General features: G+C 72.8%; 17 protein-coding genes and 1 pseudogene. 9 read left to right on the top strand and 9 right to left on the bottom strand.

Features of this window, described 5'->3' with window-relative positions; genetic code table 11:
• Both ACGFRF_RS00090 and ACGFRF_RS00085 read right to left on the bottom strand, forming a co-directional pair.
• Positions 1 to 414: an SRPBCC family protein gene (locus ACGFRF_RS00090; protein WP_393735544.1), complete on the bottom strand. Its 414-nt coding sequence runs from the start codon at positions 412 to 414 to the stop codon at positions 1 to 3.
• 193 nt (positions 415 to 607) lie between these two features.
• Positions 608 to 1,426: a serine hydrolase gene (locus ACGFRF_RS00085; protein WP_393735542.1), complete on the bottom strand. Its 819-nt coding sequence runs from the start codon at positions 1,424 to 1,426 to the stop codon at positions 608 to 610.
• A gap of 194 nt (positions 1,427 to 1,620) precedes the next feature.
• Between ACGFRF_RS00085 and ACGFRF_RS00080 the strand changes: the two genes are divergently transcribed.
• The 5 genes and pseudogenes from ACGFRF_RS00080 (at position 1,621) to ACGFRF_RS00060 (ending at position 5,366) form a co-directional block, all read left to right on the top strand.
• On the top strand, positions 1,621 to 2,658 hold the full coding sequence (locus ACGFRF_RS00080; protein WP_393735540.1) for a permease: 1,038 nt from the start codon (positions 1,621 to 1,623) through the stop codon (positions 2,656 to 2,658).
• Positions 2,655 to 3,392 carry a TIGR03943 family putative permease subunit gene (locus ACGFRF_RS00075; RefSeq protein ID WP_393735538.1) on the top strand — a complete coding sequence of 246 codons (738 nt, stop codon included), beginning with the start codon at positions 2,655 to 2,657 and terminating at the stop codon, positions 3,390 to 3,392. The genes ACGFRF_RS00080 and ACGFRF_RS00075 overlap by 4 nt, the downstream gene beginning before the upstream one ends.
• Positions 3,393 to 3,539: 147 nt before the next feature.
• Complete coding sequence (locus ACGFRF_RS00070) at positions 3,540 to 4,004, top strand: universal stress protein (protein ID WP_393735536.1); 465 nt, start codon at positions 3,540 to 3,542, stop codon at positions 4,002 to 4,004.
• 546 nt (positions 4,005 to 4,550) lie between these two features.
• Positions 4,551 to 4,733, top strand: a pseudogene (locus tag ACGFRF_RS00065) (BON domain-containing protein); the annotation flags it as partial.
• A 36-nt stretch (positions 4,734 to 4,769) separates the two neighbouring features.
• Positions 4,770 to 5,366: a hypothetical protein gene (locus tag ACGFRF_RS00060; protein ID WP_393735534.1), complete on the top strand. Its 597-nt coding sequence runs from the start codon at positions 4,770 to 4,772 to the stop codon at positions 5,364 to 5,366.
• Positions 5,367 to 5,434: 68 nt separating this feature from the next.
• Here ACGFRF_RS00060 and ACGFRF_RS00055 read toward each other — a convergent pair whose 3' ends face one another.
• Positions 5,435 to 5,668, bottom strand: a complete 234-nt coding sequence (locus ACGFRF_RS00055) for a hypothetical protein (RefSeq protein ID WP_393735533.1) — start codon at positions 5,666 to 5,668, stop codon at positions 5,435 to 5,437.
• A gap of 468 nt (positions 5,669 to 6,136) precedes the next feature.
• On the opposite strand from ACGFRF_RS00055, the gene ACGFRF_RS00050 reads away from it, so the two are divergent.
• Positions 6,137 to 6,922 (top strand): beta-glucanase, encoded by a 786-nt coding sequence (locus tag ACGFRF_RS00050; RefSeq protein ID WP_393735531.1) that lies wholly within the window; start codon positions 6,137 to 6,139, stop codon positions 6,920 to 6,922.
• 90 nt (positions 6,923 to 7,012) lie between these two features.
• Here the strand turns inward: ACGFRF_RS00050 and ACGFRF_RS00045 are convergent, their stop codons facing one another.
• Positions 7,013 to 7,384 carry an STAS domain-containing protein gene (locus ACGFRF_RS00045; RefSeq protein WP_393735529.1) on the bottom strand — a complete coding sequence of 124 codons (372 nt, stop codon included), beginning with the start codon at positions 7,382 to 7,384 and terminating at the stop codon, positions 7,013 to 7,015.
• A gap of 238 nt (positions 7,385 to 7,622) precedes the next feature.
• On the opposite strand from ACGFRF_RS00045, the gene ACGFRF_RS00040 reads away from it, so the two are divergent.
• Together ACGFRF_RS00040 and ACGFRF_RS00035 are read left to right on the top strand one after the other, a co-directional pair.
• Positions 7,623 to 8,075: an ATP-binding protein gene (locus tag ACGFRF_RS00040; RefSeq protein WP_393735527.1), complete on the top strand. Its 453-nt coding sequence runs from the start codon at positions 7,623 to 7,625 to the stop codon at positions 8,073 to 8,075.
• A 378-nt stretch (positions 8,076 to 8,453) separates the two neighbouring features.
• Complete coding sequence (locus tag ACGFRF_RS00035; protein WP_393735525.1) at positions 8,454 to 9,326, top strand: trypsin-like serine protease; 873 nt, start codon at positions 8,454 to 8,456, stop codon at positions 9,324 to 9,326.
• Positions 9,327 to 9,788: 462 nt separating this feature from the next.
• Here ACGFRF_RS00035 and ACGFRF_RS00030 read toward each other — a convergent pair whose 3' ends face one another.
• Positions 9,789 to 10,052: a GlsB/YeaQ/YmgE family stress response membrane protein gene (locus ACGFRF_RS00030; RefSeq protein ID WP_393735523.1), complete on the bottom strand. Its 264-nt coding sequence runs from the start codon at positions 10,050 to 10,052 to the stop codon at positions 9,789 to 9,791.
• A 579-nt stretch (positions 10,053 to 10,631) separates the two neighbouring features.
• Between ACGFRF_RS00030 and ACGFRF_RS00025 the strand changes: the two genes are divergently transcribed.
• The gene (locus tag ACGFRF_RS00025; protein WP_393735521.1) at positions 10,632 to 12,155 is read left to right on the top strand and encodes an LCP family protein; all 1,524 of its coding nucleotides are present in this window, start codon (positions 10,632 to 10,634) and stop codon (positions 12,153 to 12,155) included.
• Between the two features lie 49 nt (positions 12,156 to 12,204).
• Here the strand turns inward: ACGFRF_RS00025 and ACGFRF_RS00020 are convergent, their stop codons facing one another.
• From ACGFRF_RS00020 to ACGFRF_RS00005, 4 genes are all read right to left on the bottom strand, one after another.
• Entirely contained in the window at positions 12,205 to 12,438 is a 234-nt protein-coding gene (locus ACGFRF_RS00020; protein ID WP_393735519.1) for a hypothetical protein, read from the bottom strand.
• A 73-nt stretch (positions 12,439 to 12,511) separates the two neighbouring features.
• Positions 12,512 to 12,730, bottom strand: coding sequence for a twin-arginine translocase TatA/TatE family subunit (locus ACGFRF_RS00015; RefSeq protein WP_393735517.1), 219 nt, complete (start codon positions 12,728 to 12,730; stop codon positions 12,512 to 12,514).
• A 92-nt stretch (positions 12,731 to 12,822) separates the two neighbouring features.
• Positions 12,823 to 13,668 carry a DUF1206 domain-containing protein gene (locus tag ACGFRF_RS00010; protein WP_393735515.1) on the bottom strand — a complete coding sequence of 282 codons (846 nt, stop codon included), beginning with the start codon at positions 13,666 to 13,668 and terminating at the stop codon, positions 12,823 to 12,825.
• A gap of 66 nt (positions 13,669 to 13,734) precedes the next feature.
• Positions 13,735 to 14,604, bottom strand: a complete 870-nt coding sequence (locus ACGFRF_RS00005; RefSeq protein WP_393735513.1) for a class II glutamine amidotransferase — start codon at positions 14,602 to 14,604, stop codon at positions 13,735 to 13,737.
• Positions 14,605 to 14,802 lie beyond the last annotated feature (198 nt).

Genomic DNA, 14,802 nt, shown 5'->3' with positions numbered 1-14,802 from the left:
TCAGCCGGCCGCGTTGTCGACGCGCATCCGCACCTGCTCCTCCAGGCGCCGCAGACTGCCCTCGAGCGCGTCGTTCACGGCCTGCTCGCCCGGGTCGTGGCCGTCGTCGAAGAAGGACAGGTGCACCGTCACCTCGCTGGCGCCGCTGCCGATCCCGGCCACCTGCAGCCAGCCGGTGTAGCCGCCCTGCTCCCGGGTGCCCCACTCCAGGCGCATCTGGTCCGGCTCGGACCGCAGCAGGGCCGGCATGTCCTCGCCGGAGCGGTCCTCGTGCACGGTGACGGCGGGCGGGTCGCCCACATCGACGTGCACGGCGTCCGGGAGCCAGGCGTCGAGCTGGCCGAGGTTGGCCGCCTGGTCGAAGACGTGCTCGGGCTGCGCGGGCATCGTGCGGGAACGTTCGTACTCGGCCATGGGTCGTACCGTCCCTCCGGTCGGAAGTCGTACCCCGACCGCGTGCCCCGTTGGCGGCGACCGAAAAGCCCCACCGCTGCCCTCGGCCGACGCGGCCGGTGGACGCTGCGGCTCCCGTGCGGCGAGGATCGTCACAGGGCCAGGGAGAGTGGTGTGCGGCTCTCCTCCGCCCCTGTGCGGTGCCGGTCCGCCGTCACACCATGGCCGTGCGCGCCGTCCGCTCCACCAGTGCGATGCCGTCGGTCATGGACGCGCTGCCGTTCGACAGGACCGCGACGAGATACCGGTGTCCCTTCACGGTGACCTGTCCGACGCTGTTGACGTCCCACCGCCCGGACGTGTTGCGCTGCAGCCAGCCGTTCTTCAGTGCCCGCTGGGAGCCGGGGCCGCAGAGCGCCGAGACTCCCCAGGTCTGCTCGGGTACGACACGGCTCATCAGGGCGCGGATGTAGGCGCGGGACCCCGCGTTCAGCGCGGTGGACCCCGCGTCCGCCGTCCTGCCGCCGTCGAACACGGCACGCAGCAGCCGTATCTGGTCACTGGCCGTCGTCCGGGTCAGCCCCCACTTGGCGCCGGGGCCGCCGGTGGTCGAGGTCAGCCCCAGCCGCCGGTTGGCCGCGGCCAGACCGGAGGACCGGCCGATCTCCCGCCACAGGGCGTTGGCCGCCGCGTTGTCGCTGCGCATGATCATCGGCTCGGCGCGTCCGCGTTCCTGGGTGGTGAGCTGCCGTCCCGCGTCCTGCGCCTTGAGCAGCAGCGCCGCGAGGATGTCGACCTTGACGATGCTGGCCGTGTCGTACGCCGTGTCCGCGCCGTGGATCACGGGGGCGCGGCCGGTGCCGTCCAGGTCGAGCACGGCCGCCGTCGCGTGCGCCGCCTCCCCCCGGTCGGGTGCGGTGTCGGCGGCCGCCGCCGGTGCCGGGGCCGACAGGCCGAGGGAGAGCAGGGCTGCCGCCGACGCCGCGAGGGCGCCTGCCTTGGCGCGTGCAGTGGGGGAGGGGTGGGACGACATGGGTCATGAACGTAGACAAAATGTGCGCCCGGCGACGTGGCTCCCGTCACTCCGACCCCTGTTCGACCCGAATTGTGACCAGAGCCACCGTTGGGGCGCATCGCGGGACCCGGTCGTCACCGCGGCGGCGTGTACGCGCGGCCGGGTCGCCTGCCTCGCTTATCGTCGGCCAGACACCGACATCCGGAGTGATAATGGAAAAATCGGATGAATTGGTTCGTGTGGCCGAGAGTGCGGCGGTCGTCCCCGTCACTCCGCCCCTGCGCCGCGTCAGGCCGTGGCCGTTCGGCGCCGCTCTCACGACGGCGGCCGGTGCCACGGCCGTGCTCCTCCTGGCGGGCACTGAGTGGCTGGACCAGCCGGCCGTCCAGGCCTGGCGCACCGTCTGCCTGGCGATCACCGTCCAGGCGCTCCCCTTCCTCCTCCTCGGCACCGCCCTGTCCGGCGCCATCAACGCCTTCGTACCGGCCGACCTGTTCACCAGGGTGCTGCCGAAGCGGCCGGCACTCGCCGTGCCCGTCGCCGGAGCCGCCGGCGCGGTGCTGCCGGGCTGCGAGTGCGCCTCGATTCCCGTCGCCAACAGCCTGATCCGCCGGGGCGTCACCCCGGCCGCCGCCTTCGCCTTCCTGCTCTCCGCGCCCGCCGTCAACCCCGTCGTGCTGACGGCCACCGCCGTCGCCTTCCCGGGCAACCCCGCGATGGTGGCCGCCCGACTGCTCGCCTCGCTCGCCACGGCGGCCGTCATGGGCTGGCTGTGGCTCTGGCTGGGCAAGGAGGAGTGGCTGCGGCCCCTCGTGCGGCACCCGCACAGCGGCCACCAGCACGGCCACAGCCGCTGGAGCGAGTTCCGCCTCGGCTTCCAGCACGACTTCCTGCACGCCGGCGGCTTCCTCGTACTCGGCGCCATGGCCGCCGCCACCTTCAACGTCACCGTGCCGCGCTCCGTCCTCGACACCTTCTCCGGCTCGCCCTGGTTGTCGGTGCTCTTCCTGGCCGCGCTCGCCGTCCTGCTGGCGGTCTGCTCGGAGGCCGACGCGTTCGTCGCGGCCTCGCTCACCGGCTTCTCGCCCACCGCGCGACTGGCGTTCCTGGTCGTCGGCCCCATGGTCGACCTGAAGCTCATCGCCCTGCAGGCGGGCACCTTCGGGCGCGCCTTCGCCTGGCGGTTCTCCACGGCGACCACCGTGGTGGCCGTCGCCGCGAGCGTCCTGATCGGAGGTGCGCTGCTGTGAAACGCCCCGTACAGACACTGCTCCTGACCCTGACGGGTGTCGGCCTGCTGCACGCGACCCTCTTCACCGACACCTACCTGCGCTACGTCAAGGCCGGACTGCGTCCCCCGCTGATCGCGTCCGGCGCGGTCCTGCTGCTGCTCGGCCTGGCGGGAGCGGCCGCCCGGGGCGGGGCCGTCGCCCCGGACGCCGGCCATGGGCACGGCCACGCTCACGACCACTCCGGCACCCCGCGCATCGCCTGGCTGCTCTTCCTCCCGGCAGTAAGCCTGCTCTTCTACGCCCCGCCCGCCCTCGGCGCCTACACCGCAGCACGCTCGAGCAGCCGGCCGATCACTGTGCAGAAAGGATTCGCTCCGCTGCCCGCCACCTCCCCGCTGCCGCTGACCCTCACGGCCTTCACCAAACGCGTCCAGCAGGACCGCAGCCTGGCCATCAAGGGCCGCACCGTCCAGCTGACGGGCTTCGTCACCCCCTCCGAGGAGGACGACGGCTGGTACCTCACTCGGATCGTCTTCACCTGCTGCGCCGCGGACTCACAGACCGTCAGGGTGCGGATGTACGGCACCGACGCGCCACCCGCCGACACCTGGCTCGCGGTGACCGGCACCTGGCACCCCCAGGGCACCCTCGGCACCCGAACCGCGGACGCGGCGCTCGACGTCACGGCCGCCCGCCCCATCGCCCAGCCGGTGAACGCCTACACCGACGACCTGCCCCTGCGGCCGAACTGAACCCCGGCCGGCGGCGTCCGCCCGCCGCGTCACCGCCGTCATGCCGCCGGACGCTCTTCTCTGGCGGTACGGCGCCGCCGCGCGCAGCGTGGAGACGACGGAACGACGGGCGAGGCAGACGCTTCCACCACAGGAGAGGTGACACACATGGACAGGGATGTCTCCAGGCCCCGGGTGGTGGTCGGCGTCGACGGCTCGCCGTCCTCGTACGAGGCGGTGCACTGGGCCGTACGCTACGCCGCCCTCGTCGGGGGCACCGTGCACGCGGTCGCCGCCTGGGAACTGCCGGGTCTGTACGGATGGTCGGCGCCCGCCGTGGACATGGACCTGGACCAGGACGAGGCCCGGCAGCGGATGGCCCGGGAACTGACCGAGACGCTCGGCGCGGACGCGGCCGCCACGCTCAGCACCCATGTGGCACACGGGAACCCCGCCGAGGTCCTGCTGCGGGCCGCCGAAGGTGCCGAGGTCCTGGTCGTCGGCAGCCGGGGCCGAGGCGGCTTCGCCCGCGCTCTGCTCGGTTCCGTCAGCCAGCATGTCGCGCAACACGCCGGCTGCCCGGTGGTGATCGTGCGCGGCACGGGGGCGCGATCGACCACCACGGGGTCGTGATGGTGCGCATCACGAGGTCCTGACCTCGCTCATCACTGGGGGCGTGATCGTTTCCGCCACACGAATGCGACCGTGCGTGCCGCAGGGATGCGACCGTGCGTGCCGTGAGGGGGTGACCGTGGGCTCGTGCCGGCGCAGGTGTTCTGCGCCACCACCCCGTGCGTGGCGTTCCGGCACGGGGGTGCACAGCCGCCGGGTCGGCCGCGGCGGACCGGTGGGCGTCGGGCCAGAGCGCTGGCTGAGGCCAGAGGGCGGCCCCGACTGGGCACCCGCACGCACCGTTACCGAGCGGAGCCACTCGTGCTGCCGCTCGGCGAAACCCTGATGGGCTGTCCCTGACCACCGCCGTCCCGGTCACCAGCGGCGGGTCCCGCTGCCCCGGGTGTAGGCACTCCCCGCCGGACGAGGGGGCGGTGGCGCAGCCGGTCGGACCCACGCTCGACGGTCCCCGTTCGGGCCGCCCGGTGTTCGTGCGGGACGACGCGGCAGCGCCGACGCGGTCCGCGCGAGGTCGTCGTACGCCTTTTCGGCCCTGACACGGCCACGCTCCGGCTGGAGGTGCACGATGGTGTTGTGACCCTCGGTGGCCGGGCCCGGGAGCCGTCCCGGTACCCGCTCACCGTCCGTCTCGCGCGCTCCGTACCGGGCGTGGTGCACGTACGGCGCGCGCTGACCGGCCCGCCCCGGCACCCGGACCTGCCGGACGCCGGGTGGACCGGTCCGCCGTGAGGCGGAGCCGCCGGCGCACGAGAGGAGGCGGTGACGATGACCCGGACACCTCCCACCACGGTCACCCCGGTACGGCTGTGGCGATGGCGGCGCAACCCGCTGCGACGGCACAGTGACCTCATCGAGGCCTGGATCGTCCTGGCCACCTGGGTGCTCGTCGTTGTCGGCGGGGCCTTCGCGGGCGTCGTGGCGGCCCACGCCTCCGACGCCGCGTTCTCGGCGCGCCGGGCCCAACTGCACGCCGTGTCCGCCGTCCTGACCGACGACGCGGCGAGGACACCGCCTGCCGGGACCGGATATGACGACGGGCGGGTGTGGGCCACCGTGCGCTGGACGGACGCGGACGGCTCGGTGCACACCGACCGGGCCAAGGTCTCACCGGGCGTTCCCGCCGGAAGCCGGATGACGGTGTGGACGAACCAGGCGGACCGGGTGGTCACGGCACCCGTCACCGGAGCCGCGGCCGACCTGCAGGCGGCCCTCACCGGCGCCCTGGTGGCCCCGTCGGCCGGTGCGGCCGTCTGGGTCGCGGGCTGGGTCGTCCGCAACCGGCTCATCCGGCGGCGCATGGCCGAGTGGGACGAGGAGTGGAAGCAGATCGGGCCCCGGTGGGGCAACCTCAGCGGTGCCTGAACGGCACGCGTCTTTCGGACCGGACCGCCGCTGCCGTACGGGGCGTACAGGTCGAGCAGCCGGACCCGCTAGGCGTGCAGCCGCTGGGCGAGCGCGTGCCCGACCCGGACCGCGATCGCCCGCCCGAACGCCGGGTCCTCGACGCACATCCCGCGCACGGACCCGGCATGGAACTTCGGTCGGCGCGCCGACCCTCCGAACAGGCGGGCACCGGCGTCGAAGGAGACCTCACCGGCGAGGCGCGTCAGCCGCTCGCGGTGCACTGGCTCAAGGGCCGTGGTCGTGGCGGTGGCGGAGGTCATCGCACCGGCTCCGTTCGGGCCTACTGGTCACGACGTGGGCGTCCTGCCCCGCTGGTCCAGCGTCGGTGCACCCGGCGCCCGGCACCACGAGCACGCTCGGACCCGACCGGGGCCCTTCGGCCCACGACCCGGTGCGCGGCACGGCGTGAACGGCGGAGAGCGGAAGCGCAGGAAAGGACGGGAAGGGCCATCCGCTTCTCGCGGATCCTGATTGCGCGGTGCGCGGTTCCCGTCCGCTTCCCCGCGTCTGTCTCGGGTCCTTCCCGCCACTACCAGCACACCACGGAAACCGCCGGCCCACCAGGGCCGACGAACCCGGATTCCGCAGCCGTACGCGCGCTGCGGGCGGCGGCGGCCCGCGCGCCCAGCCGGATCCGCCCCTCTCCGGCGCGTCCCCCGAAAGGGTTGTTCCGGCGGCTCCGCGGGTCCTCGGCGCATGACCGGAGCGGAGCCGGTGAGACATCCGGCATGCAGCAACCGACTCCGGGCAGCCCGCTCCCGGCTCAGCGCCCCCCGTCCCCGACACCGACCGAGGCCGTCCTCACCGCGGACTTCACGGACACCGGCCAGTGGGTGGCGGGCCACTCATGGGCCTATCCCGACGGGGGCCCGGTCAATCCGGGCGACGACAAACTGGACCACCTCGTGCCCGACCCCTCCTACTGCCGCTCCGGCGTCTTCAAAGCCGTCCGGCGGCCGGACGGCAGGTGGAACACGGGCCTGCTGACCACGGAGGGCAGCGACCAGGCCTTCCAGCTCCGGCCGGGCGACGTGCTGGAAGCCCGGGTGCGACTGCCCCGCGAGGTCGGGGCGTGGCCGGCGATCTGGACCTGGCGCGACGGCGACCAGGAGATCGACGTCTTCGAATACCACCCGGACCATCCGGACCTCCTGGAGTTCGGCAACCACGTGCGCGGCACCGGCTCCTCGTTCCGCGACGACGCCATCGGCCCCGGCGCCTGGGTGGACCTGCGGACCGAGTTCGGGGCCCGTTCCGTCGTCTGGTGGGTGAACGGCTCGAAGGTCTTCTCGGACGGGAGGGGCGTGGGACGCGGCTGGCACGCCTACCTCATCGTCAACCTGTCGGTCTGTGCGGGCCGCTATCACCCCGCCCCCGCTCCGGGGACGGCCGAGATGTCGTTCGAGGTGAGCGGTCTCGTCGTACGCCGTCCGGCAGCGGACGGGAGCAGGCCGGGCGGGGCGGTGGCCGCCGAGTCCGGGGGGACGGCGGCCCTGGACGGCGCCGCCGGATGAGCGGGCCTCGAGCCCACCCCCTCCCGGGCGCACTCGGCGGGCCCCTCGGGCCACTCTCGGCTTTCCCGGGTGTCCTCGGCGCCGGCCCCCTCAGGCCTCGAGGGCGTCGCGGACGTTCGGATGGCAGTCGATGAGAGTGGTGAGGCCGACGATCTCCAGGGTCCGCAGGACGGGCCTGCGGACACCCGCCAGCCGCAGCCGGCCGGCCGGGCCGTGGGCCTGGTGGGCGGCGATGAGGGCGTTGATGCCGCTGGAGTCCATGAAGGCAACGCCGGTGAAGTCCGCGACGGTGCGCGCCGCCGTCCCCTGCTCCGCGGGCGCCAGGGCCTGGCGGAGCAGGCCGGAGGTGTGGTGGTCGATCTCGCCGGTCACCGTGACGACGGTGACGCCGTCGACGACGGCACGGCTGATCGCCAACCGGTCCGGTTCTGCCGGTTCCTTGGTGTCCGCAGTGTCTGCCACGCATCCCTCGACAACGCTCGACGATCCTCGACCAGAGCTTTCGCCCATGGGGTAGCTGCCCAGGATCGCCCGGAGGATGCATGCCCGGCCGCGCGCGTCACCGGTACCCGGTCCCGCACCGAAGCCGGCGCGTCCTGGATCGACAGGCGTGCGAGGCGCGAACACGGGTACACGTGCCTGCGTGAACGGGGTGACGAAGCATGTCCGAAGGGAATCGGGTGCCCTTTACGAGGGGCCCATGGCGCCGAACCACGAGCCGCCGCACCTCGCGGTCGAGCTCGACGGCGGCGACGGCGGATGCATCGCCGAGGCCCGCGACCGGGCGGGAGCCTTTCTCGCCCGGGTGCAGGCGGTCCACGGGGCACCGGTGACGGCTCGCACGATGCATCTGACGCAATTGGTGGTCAGCGAGCTGGTCACCAATGCCTGCAAGTACGCGCCCGGCCCGGTGCTGCTGCGGGTGCGGGTCGCGGGCGGGGCGGTGGAGCTGGAGGTCTGGGACAGCGATCCCGTCCTGCCGGTGGCCAGGGCCGCCGACCCGGGCCGGGTGGGCCAGCACGGTCTGGAGATCGTGATGGCCGTCGTCCAGGGCTTCGAGGTACGACGGGAGCCGGTCGGCAAGCGCATCACCGCCCGGATCGCCCTGTGGGACGATCCCGTCGGGGGCCTCACCGCCCCTGGCTCCCACTGACGCACGTACCGCGCAAGACCGTCGGGCGGCCACGCCCGCGGTGACCCCCGCCCGACGGCGACTTCACACGAGGCTGCTCCCAGGAACCGGCCGCACGCTACGCGGAGGGCGGGGGTCCCGTGGCGGGCCACCGGGGCATCCACCGGGAGTTCCTCCGGAGCCCGGCGGTGTTCGCGGCGGTGCTGCGGGCGCCGGCCGGCCGGATGCTCGGCGACGGAGGCCGCGTACGCCAGCTGAAACCAGGCCCCGCCGAGACCCACCGAGCGGTGCCTGGCATCTCACGGTGCCGTCTTGTCGTGGAGCGCCGCACGCACTTCAATGCTCCCTACCTCCCACAGGAGAACACCTGTCCCTCAACACCCGGTGAAGAGGTTCTTCTTGACAGCCGTACGCGCCACCGCCGTCTCCGCCGTCGCCTGCGCCGCCGTGCTCGCCGCCGCGCTGCCCTCCTCCGCGATCAACTCGTACAACGCGACGCCCGCACCCGAACGCACCGAGGTGGGTGCGCTCGTGGCCACCTGGGACGACGACAACGACCCGGCGACCCCGGACCGCGTCGACTGGGTGTGCTCCGGCACGATGATCGATGCCAGCACCTTCCTGACCGCCGCGCACTGCACCAGCGACTGGCCGGCCGGCGTCCGCTTCCACGTCTCGCTGGACCAGGACGTCCAGGCGGGACTCGACGCCGCCGCGAAGAAGTACCCGGGAGATCCGGCCGCCCAGGCGAACGCCGTCGCCGTCCAGGGCACCGCGCACACCCACCCCGACTACCCGGGCCCCGCCTCCGATCCGCACGACATCGCGGTCGTCGAACTGCCCGCGGCGAAGGTGGCGTCCCGCTGGTCCTTCACCCCGGCCGCCCTGCCGACCGCGAACCAGCTGGGCGCCCTCGCCCCGCAGGGACTGAACTCGACCGACTGGTTCGTCGCCGGGTACGGCACTCAGGAGGCCGCCAACGGACCCGGTGGCCAGACCCATCCCGGCGGAGGCGTCCGCATGAAGGCGCCCGTGACGTTCGACGCCCTGAACGGCGCCTGGGTCCGGCTGGGCATGACGGCACCTCAGGGCAACGGCGGGGCTTGCTACGGCGATTCCGGCGGGCCCAACTTCGCCGTCGTCGACGGCAGGAACGTCCTCGCCTCCACGACCGTCACCGGCGACGCGCCCTGCTACGCCACCAACGTCACCTACCGCCTGGACACTCCGGGGGCCCGAGCCTTCCTGGCCCCCTTCGTGAAACTGCCGTAGGCAGCGGACGGCTCGCTACCTTGCCGTCATCGGCGCCGGCCAACTGCTGCGGAGGTGTCGCCCGTCCACTCCGTCCACCCGCCTCACGCCGGACCACCTGCTGCCGGCGACGGGCACGGACGCCGTGGTGGCGGCGGTGAACGCCTGGCCGGCCCGGCATCCCGGCACCGCCACTGCGCCAACTACACCTACGACCAGGCGCTGCTGCACTGCGACGCCGACCTCGGCGACCCCGCGTACCACCCCCGGTCCGACGGCCGGCCCTGGCGCCGCCTCTACTGCCGGGACAACTACGCGCGGCTGCCGCGCACCAAGGCGCGCTGCGACCCCCGCACGTCTTCCTCCACCGCCGGTCGGCGCGCCTCCCCGGCACCTCCGGACGCAGAGGGCCCCCACCGGACCGTCTTGTCCGATGGGGGCCGCTGTGCCGGGTCGGCCGCTGACGGGCTCCGCCCGGCGGCGTCAGTGCCGCACCTTCACCCGGCTCAGCGCGGCCACGCCGAGTGCCGCGAGGGCGATCTGGATGAGCCATTCGATCCAGTCGACGCCCTTGGTGTCCCCGACCCCGACACCGGCCGCGACGGCGGTTCCGATGAAGGCGGCGACGATACCGATCACGATCGTCCACAGGATGCCGATGTGCTGGCGACCGGGGACGACGAGCCGGCCGAGGACGCCGATCACGATGCCGATGACGAGCGCGCTGATGATGCCGGATATCTCCATGGCTGGTAGGTCACCCCTCTGTCGTTGGTGACATACGAGTTCCCGTTCGAAATCGCGCCACGCCTGCCCGTGTACGGGTCAACCTGAATGCGTGTCAGCCGCACATGATCAGCGGCGGCACCTTCTGCGGACCGGTGGCGCAGGCGGGGTTCCGGGTCGCGCGCCCGCGCCGGATCGGCGGCCGACGGAAAAATCCGGTGGGACGTTCCATGAGATGCCTCACCTGTGAATTGTGTGTGGGTCTGTGCTCCTCGGCTCCGGGGTTTGTTACATTGCGCAACTACGCAACCAAGGTGAACCGCTGCTTCACCTGCCTGTACACCGCCGCGCAAGCCTGGTGTCCACCCGACGCCCCGGCCTGACGGGCCCTACCGTTCATGGGAGTGGGAGATGAGCGACCCGTGGGACGGGCCCGCAGGTCAGGCCACGAGACACCCTGGCGCGCGGGTGCCCGGACAGCGCACGGCCGGAACAGATGAGACGCGTCCACCCGGCGGCCGGGCCGCGGTCCGGGCGGCCGCCCGCTCACGCGGCGGCCGGCGGGCGCACCGGGGCCTTCCGGTCCGCCGGGGCAGGCGGGTGCTGAAGACCCTCGCGATCTGCCTGTCCGTGCTCATCGTGGTCACCGCCGGCGCCGGCTGGTGGTTCTACCAGCACCTGAACGGCAACATCCACAGCGTCTCGCTGGACGGCAAGGGCGGCACGGAGAAGGCCGACGCCTTCGGCCGTACCCCGATCAACATCCTGGTGATGGGTTCGGACGGCCGCACCAGCAAGGCGGACTGCAAGCTCGGCGGCGGATGCTCGCGGACCGGCGTGCAGACCGGTAGCAACGCAGACGTGGAGATGGTCCTGCACATATCCGCGGACCGCTCCAACGCCACGGTGATGAGCATCCCGCGCGACACCATGACCAAGGTCCCGGCCTGCAAGGACCGCGAGTCGGGCCAGTCCACGAACGGCTACTACGGGCAGATCAACAGCGCACTGCAGTACGGCCCCGCCTGCCAGGTGGCCACCGTCCACCAGCTCACCGGCATCCCCGTCGACCACTTCGTCAAGCTCGACTTCTCCGGCGTCGTCAAGATGTCCGACGCGGTCGGCGGCGTCTCCGTGTGTGTGAGCGACGACGTCTACGACACCTACTCGCATCTGAAGCTGTCCGAGGGCACCCATACCCTGAAGGGCGTGGCGGCCCTGGAGTTCGTCCGTTCCCGGCACGGTTTCGGCGACGGCAGCGACCTGGGCCGGACCATCTCGCAGCACATCTTCCTCAGCGCGATGATCCGCAAGTTCAAGAGCGCGGGCACGCTCACCGACCCCACGGCCGTCTACGCCCTCGCCGACGCCGCCACCAAGGCACTGACCGTGGACGACGGACTGGGTACGGTGAAGAAGCTGATCGGACTCGCCGCCGACGTGAACAAGGTGCCCACCAAGCGGATCACCTTCACGACGATGCAGACGGCCCCCGACCCGGACGACAACGACCGTGTGGTGGTGGGCGCGGGAGCGAAGTCCCTGTTCTCCACGATCGCCAACGACCAGTCCCTGACCACCGGATCCGGCAAGAAGTCCGCGGAGGCCTCCGCGACCGAGAAGGCCACGGCCACCGCCTCGGCCGTGCCCGCCTCCGAGATCGCCGTGACGGTGGAGAACGGCACCACCATCACCGGCCGCGCGTCCGCCGTCGCCACCGCCCTCACCGACCAGGGCTTCAGCCCCGCCACGACCACGGCCAACGCCCCGAGCCCCGCCACGACCACCACCCTCACCTACGGCACCGGCCGGCAGGCCGAGGCCCGGACGGTCGCCAAGGCACTCGGCCTGTCCGCCTCACGGCTGAAGCAGGGCACCGGCACCGGCCTCACCCTTGTGGTCGGCAGCGACTGGCCCAGCGGCACCAGCTACCCGGGCGGCCACTCCTCGCCCGCGCCCGCCGACACCGGGGCCGCGGTCTCCGACGCCCACGCCTCCACCGCCGACCAGGCCAAGACCTGCGCCAAGGTCAGCCCTTACCGGACGGTCGAACTCAACGGCGTACCGATGACCCCGTCCCAGGCGTACGCGGCGGCACGGAACAAACCCGACTCCGACGCATGACGAGCACGTCCCGGACCGGCGGCCGACGCTCCGGCCGGGGCCCGGCCGATCAGGGGCTGGCGATGTCGAAGCCGTACCGCACAGCCCCGTCGGTCACGGTGTAGTCGCGCCGGTAGAGGTACACCGCTTCCACGCGCAGCCCGTCGGGGGACTCGGCCTCCACCTGGCAGGGATACGTCACCTGGATCACGCGCGGCCGGTCGGAGACCTTCATCCGCAGCCCGTCCGCGGGCCCTCCGTCGAGCACCGCGATCTCCCAGCCGGTCACCTCGGTCGTCTCCACGGCGACAGTTTAAGGGTTGCGCAAGTTTCCGCCGCGTGAGACCGGTCCGACGGCCGACAGACGTCGTGGCGGGTCAGGACCGCGGGGCGGTGTCGTGCCGGTCGACGACGGTGCCGACGATGACGCGGTCCGCGCCGGGCGCGGCCTCGTCCCGATCCCCGAGTGCCCCGGCCTCGCTCTTGAAGATGCGGGCGGCCTTGCCCGCCGACCGCGCCAGCTCCGGCAGTTTCCTGAAACCGAGAACCACGGCGACGACCACCAGGATCATGGCCAGCTCGCTCAAGCCGAACATCAGATGTGCCCTCCGTGTGCCCTCAGCAGTGTCGGGGAAGTCTCTCCCGCCGGGTGATCGTCCGACAAGCCCGGCCGGAGGGCGCGGGACGCTCAGATCTTGCGCCAGCGCGCGTTGCACCACGAGAAGACACCGAACGCGGCCAGGCCGATGGCGATCACAGCCAGCAGCCATGGCCCGGCGGGCAATTCCCGGAAGGCGCGCAGGGTGTCGTCCATGCCCCTGGCCTTGCCGGGCCGATGCTGGACGGCCGCGACCAGGGCGAACACCCCCGCGACGGCGAAGACGACCCCGCGCGCCGTACCGCCCGTCACACCGAGGACGTCGGAAACCTGCTCGGTCCGCCGTGACATGGCCGAGGTCCGCAGGTGCTTGCGGAACTTCTTCCGCGCGGCCCGCACCGCGATCCACAGCCCGGCGATCACCACGGCCGCGCCCGCGATCCCGACGATCCACTGGCCGCCGGGCCACTTGAGCACCAGGGCGGTGACATCGTCGGTGTGCTGGTCCGAGGAGCCACTGCCGCTGCCCCGGTCCCCGGCCGCATAGGACAGCACCGAGTACGACACGAAGGCGTAGAAGAGGAAGCGGCCCGCGGCCGCCGCCCGCTTGGTGAGCTTGGAGCCGTCGGGGCCCGTCCCGCCGAAGACCGCCTCCGACAACCGCCACAGGCCCATCCCGGCGAGCGCGATCCCCACGATCCACAGCATCACCGCCCCGAACGGCTTGCCGGCCAGCTCGTCCAGAGCACCGCCGCGGTCGGCCTGCTTCCCGCCGCCGTCATCGCTGAAGGCGATCCGCAGCGCGATGACGCTCACGAGTACGTAGATCAGTCCGCGTGCGGCGAACCCCGCCCGGGCCGCGGCGGCCATCGCCGTGCTGTCGGCCGCCTGGCGCGCCCGGAACCGTCCCTGCAGTGCCCACGAATCTGTGCCCATACATCGCCGATGCCCCCGCGCCCCCGTCCGACACCTGGTCGACGGCCGCCGGCCGGGTACGCCCCGCTACCCGGGCCGCTGCGAGGCGGCCGCGGTGGGACGCAGGTCGGCGAGGGTGAGGGGATGGGCGGGAGGGTCGGGCAGGGCGAGGCGTGATGTGGTGTGCAGGCGGTTGTCCACGTGGAGCAGTTCGCCGGCGTCCATGAGCCGCCAGTGCGGGTTCTCGTCCATGGGCTCGCTGGCCACGACGACCGCGGGACGGTCGCCCAGGCCCGCCGAGCGGACGCGCAGCCGACCGTGGCGGCCGCTGTGGTCCAGTTGCCGCGAGCCGTGATGACCGCCCGCGGGACGCTGGAGCACATAGAGCTCGTGGGTGGCGGGATACCGCAGGGCCCACAGCCCGTCGGCGGTGGCGAGGATGATGTTGAGGGCGTACAGGGGCAGGTTCTCGGCCGTCCAGCGTGCGGCGGAGACGATGCCCGAGGAGACGTCGCCCCCGTGGGCCGCGGTCTCGCGGGTCACCAGGGCGAAGAAGCGCTCGGAATCGGTGTCGCCGTGCACCAGTGAGCGGTCCGGACCCAGGTGGCGGTCGAGCACGTCGAGCCCCTCGATCACACCGTTGTGCGCGAACAGCCGCCCCTCCTGCTCGAAGGGGTGGGTGTTGCGCACGTCCAGGCCCCCGGTCGAGGCGTAACGGATGTGAGCGAGGAAGGTGGCCGACTCCACCTGCCGGGCCTCCTGGGCGAAGACACGGTCCTCGTAGGCGGCGATCGGTGCCTTGTGCACCTCGGGGGTACCGTTCCCGGCGAAATAGCCCAAACCGGTGCCGTCGGGTTCGCGGTGACTCTGCGCGCTGAGACTGTCGGGGGCGTCCAGCAGCCAGAACGTGGCGTACGTGCGCAGGGGAGAGCTGCTGAGCCCGAAAAGGCGGCACACGGCATCCTCCTTGGTCCACGGTCTCCCGCCGGAGACCCGCGACCGTGCAACGGCCGGATGACCATGGTCCCGCGCTCGGGGCGGCCCCGCATGCGGCGCGCGTGGCGACACAGAGGCGGGGGGCGGGGGGGGGGGGGGGGGGGGGGGGGGGGGGGGGGGGGGGGGGGGGCGCGGGGGCGCCGGGGGGGGGGGCGGCCC

Source organism: Streptomyces sp. NPDC048521, from assembly GCF_043199855.1.
Lineage (GTDB): Bacteria > Actinomycetota > Actinomycetes > Streptomycetales > Streptomycetaceae > Streptomyces.
The sequence above is the reverse complement of the archived record's forward strand: the minus strand, read 5'-3'. Positions and strand labels throughout refer to the sequence as shown.

What these genes read in the sequence shown, in the direction of transcription:
- ACGFRF_RS00070 (WP_393735536.1), top strand. Translation starts at nt 3,540, where the DNA reads ATGGACAGGGATGTCTCCAGGCCCCGGGTGGTGGTCGGCGTCGACGGC.
- ACGFRF_RS00010 (WP_393735515.1), bottom strand. Translation starts at nt 13,668, where the DNA reads ATGGGCACAGATTCGTGGGCACTGCAGGGACGGTTCCGGGCGCGCCAG.
- ACGFRF_RS00090 (WP_393735544.1), bottom strand. Translation starts at nt 414, where the DNA reads ATGGCCGAGTACGAACGTTCCCGCACGATGCCCGCGCAGCCCGAGCAC.
- ACGFRF_RS00050 (WP_393735531.1), top strand. Translation starts at nt 6,137, where the DNA reads ATGCAGCAACCGACTCCGGGCAGCCCGCTCCCGGCTCAGCGCCCCCCG.
- ACGFRF_RS00030 (WP_393735523.1), bottom strand. Translation starts at nt 10,052, where the DNA reads ATGGAGATATCCGGCATCATCAGCGCGCTCGTCATCGGCATCGTGATC.
- ACGFRF_RS00040 (WP_393735527.1), top strand. Translation starts at nt 7,623, where the DNA reads ATGGCGCCGAACCACGAGCCGCCGCACCTCGCGGTCGAGCTCGACGGC.
- ACGFRF_RS00015 (WP_393735517.1), bottom strand. Translation starts at nt 12,730, where the DNA reads ATGTTCGGCTTGAGCGAGCTGGCCATGATCCTGGTGGTCGTCGCCGTG.
- ACGFRF_RS00085 (WP_393735542.1), bottom strand. Translation starts at nt 1,426, where the DNA reads ATGTCGTCCCACCCCTCCCCCACTGCACGCGCCAAGGCAGGCGCCCTC.
- ACGFRF_RS00060 (WP_393735534.1), top strand. Translation starts at nt 4,770, where the DNA reads ATGACCCGGACACCTCCCACCACGGTCACCCCGGTACGGCTGTGGCGA.
- ACGFRF_RS00080 (WP_393735540.1), top strand. Translation starts at nt 1,621, where the DNA reads ATGGAAAAATCGGATGAATTGGTTCGTGTGGCCGAGAGTGCGGCGGTC.
- ACGFRF_RS00055 (WP_393735533.1), bottom strand. Translation starts at nt 5,668, where the DNA reads ATGACCTCCGCCACCGCCACGACCACGGCCCTTGAGCCAGTGCACCGC.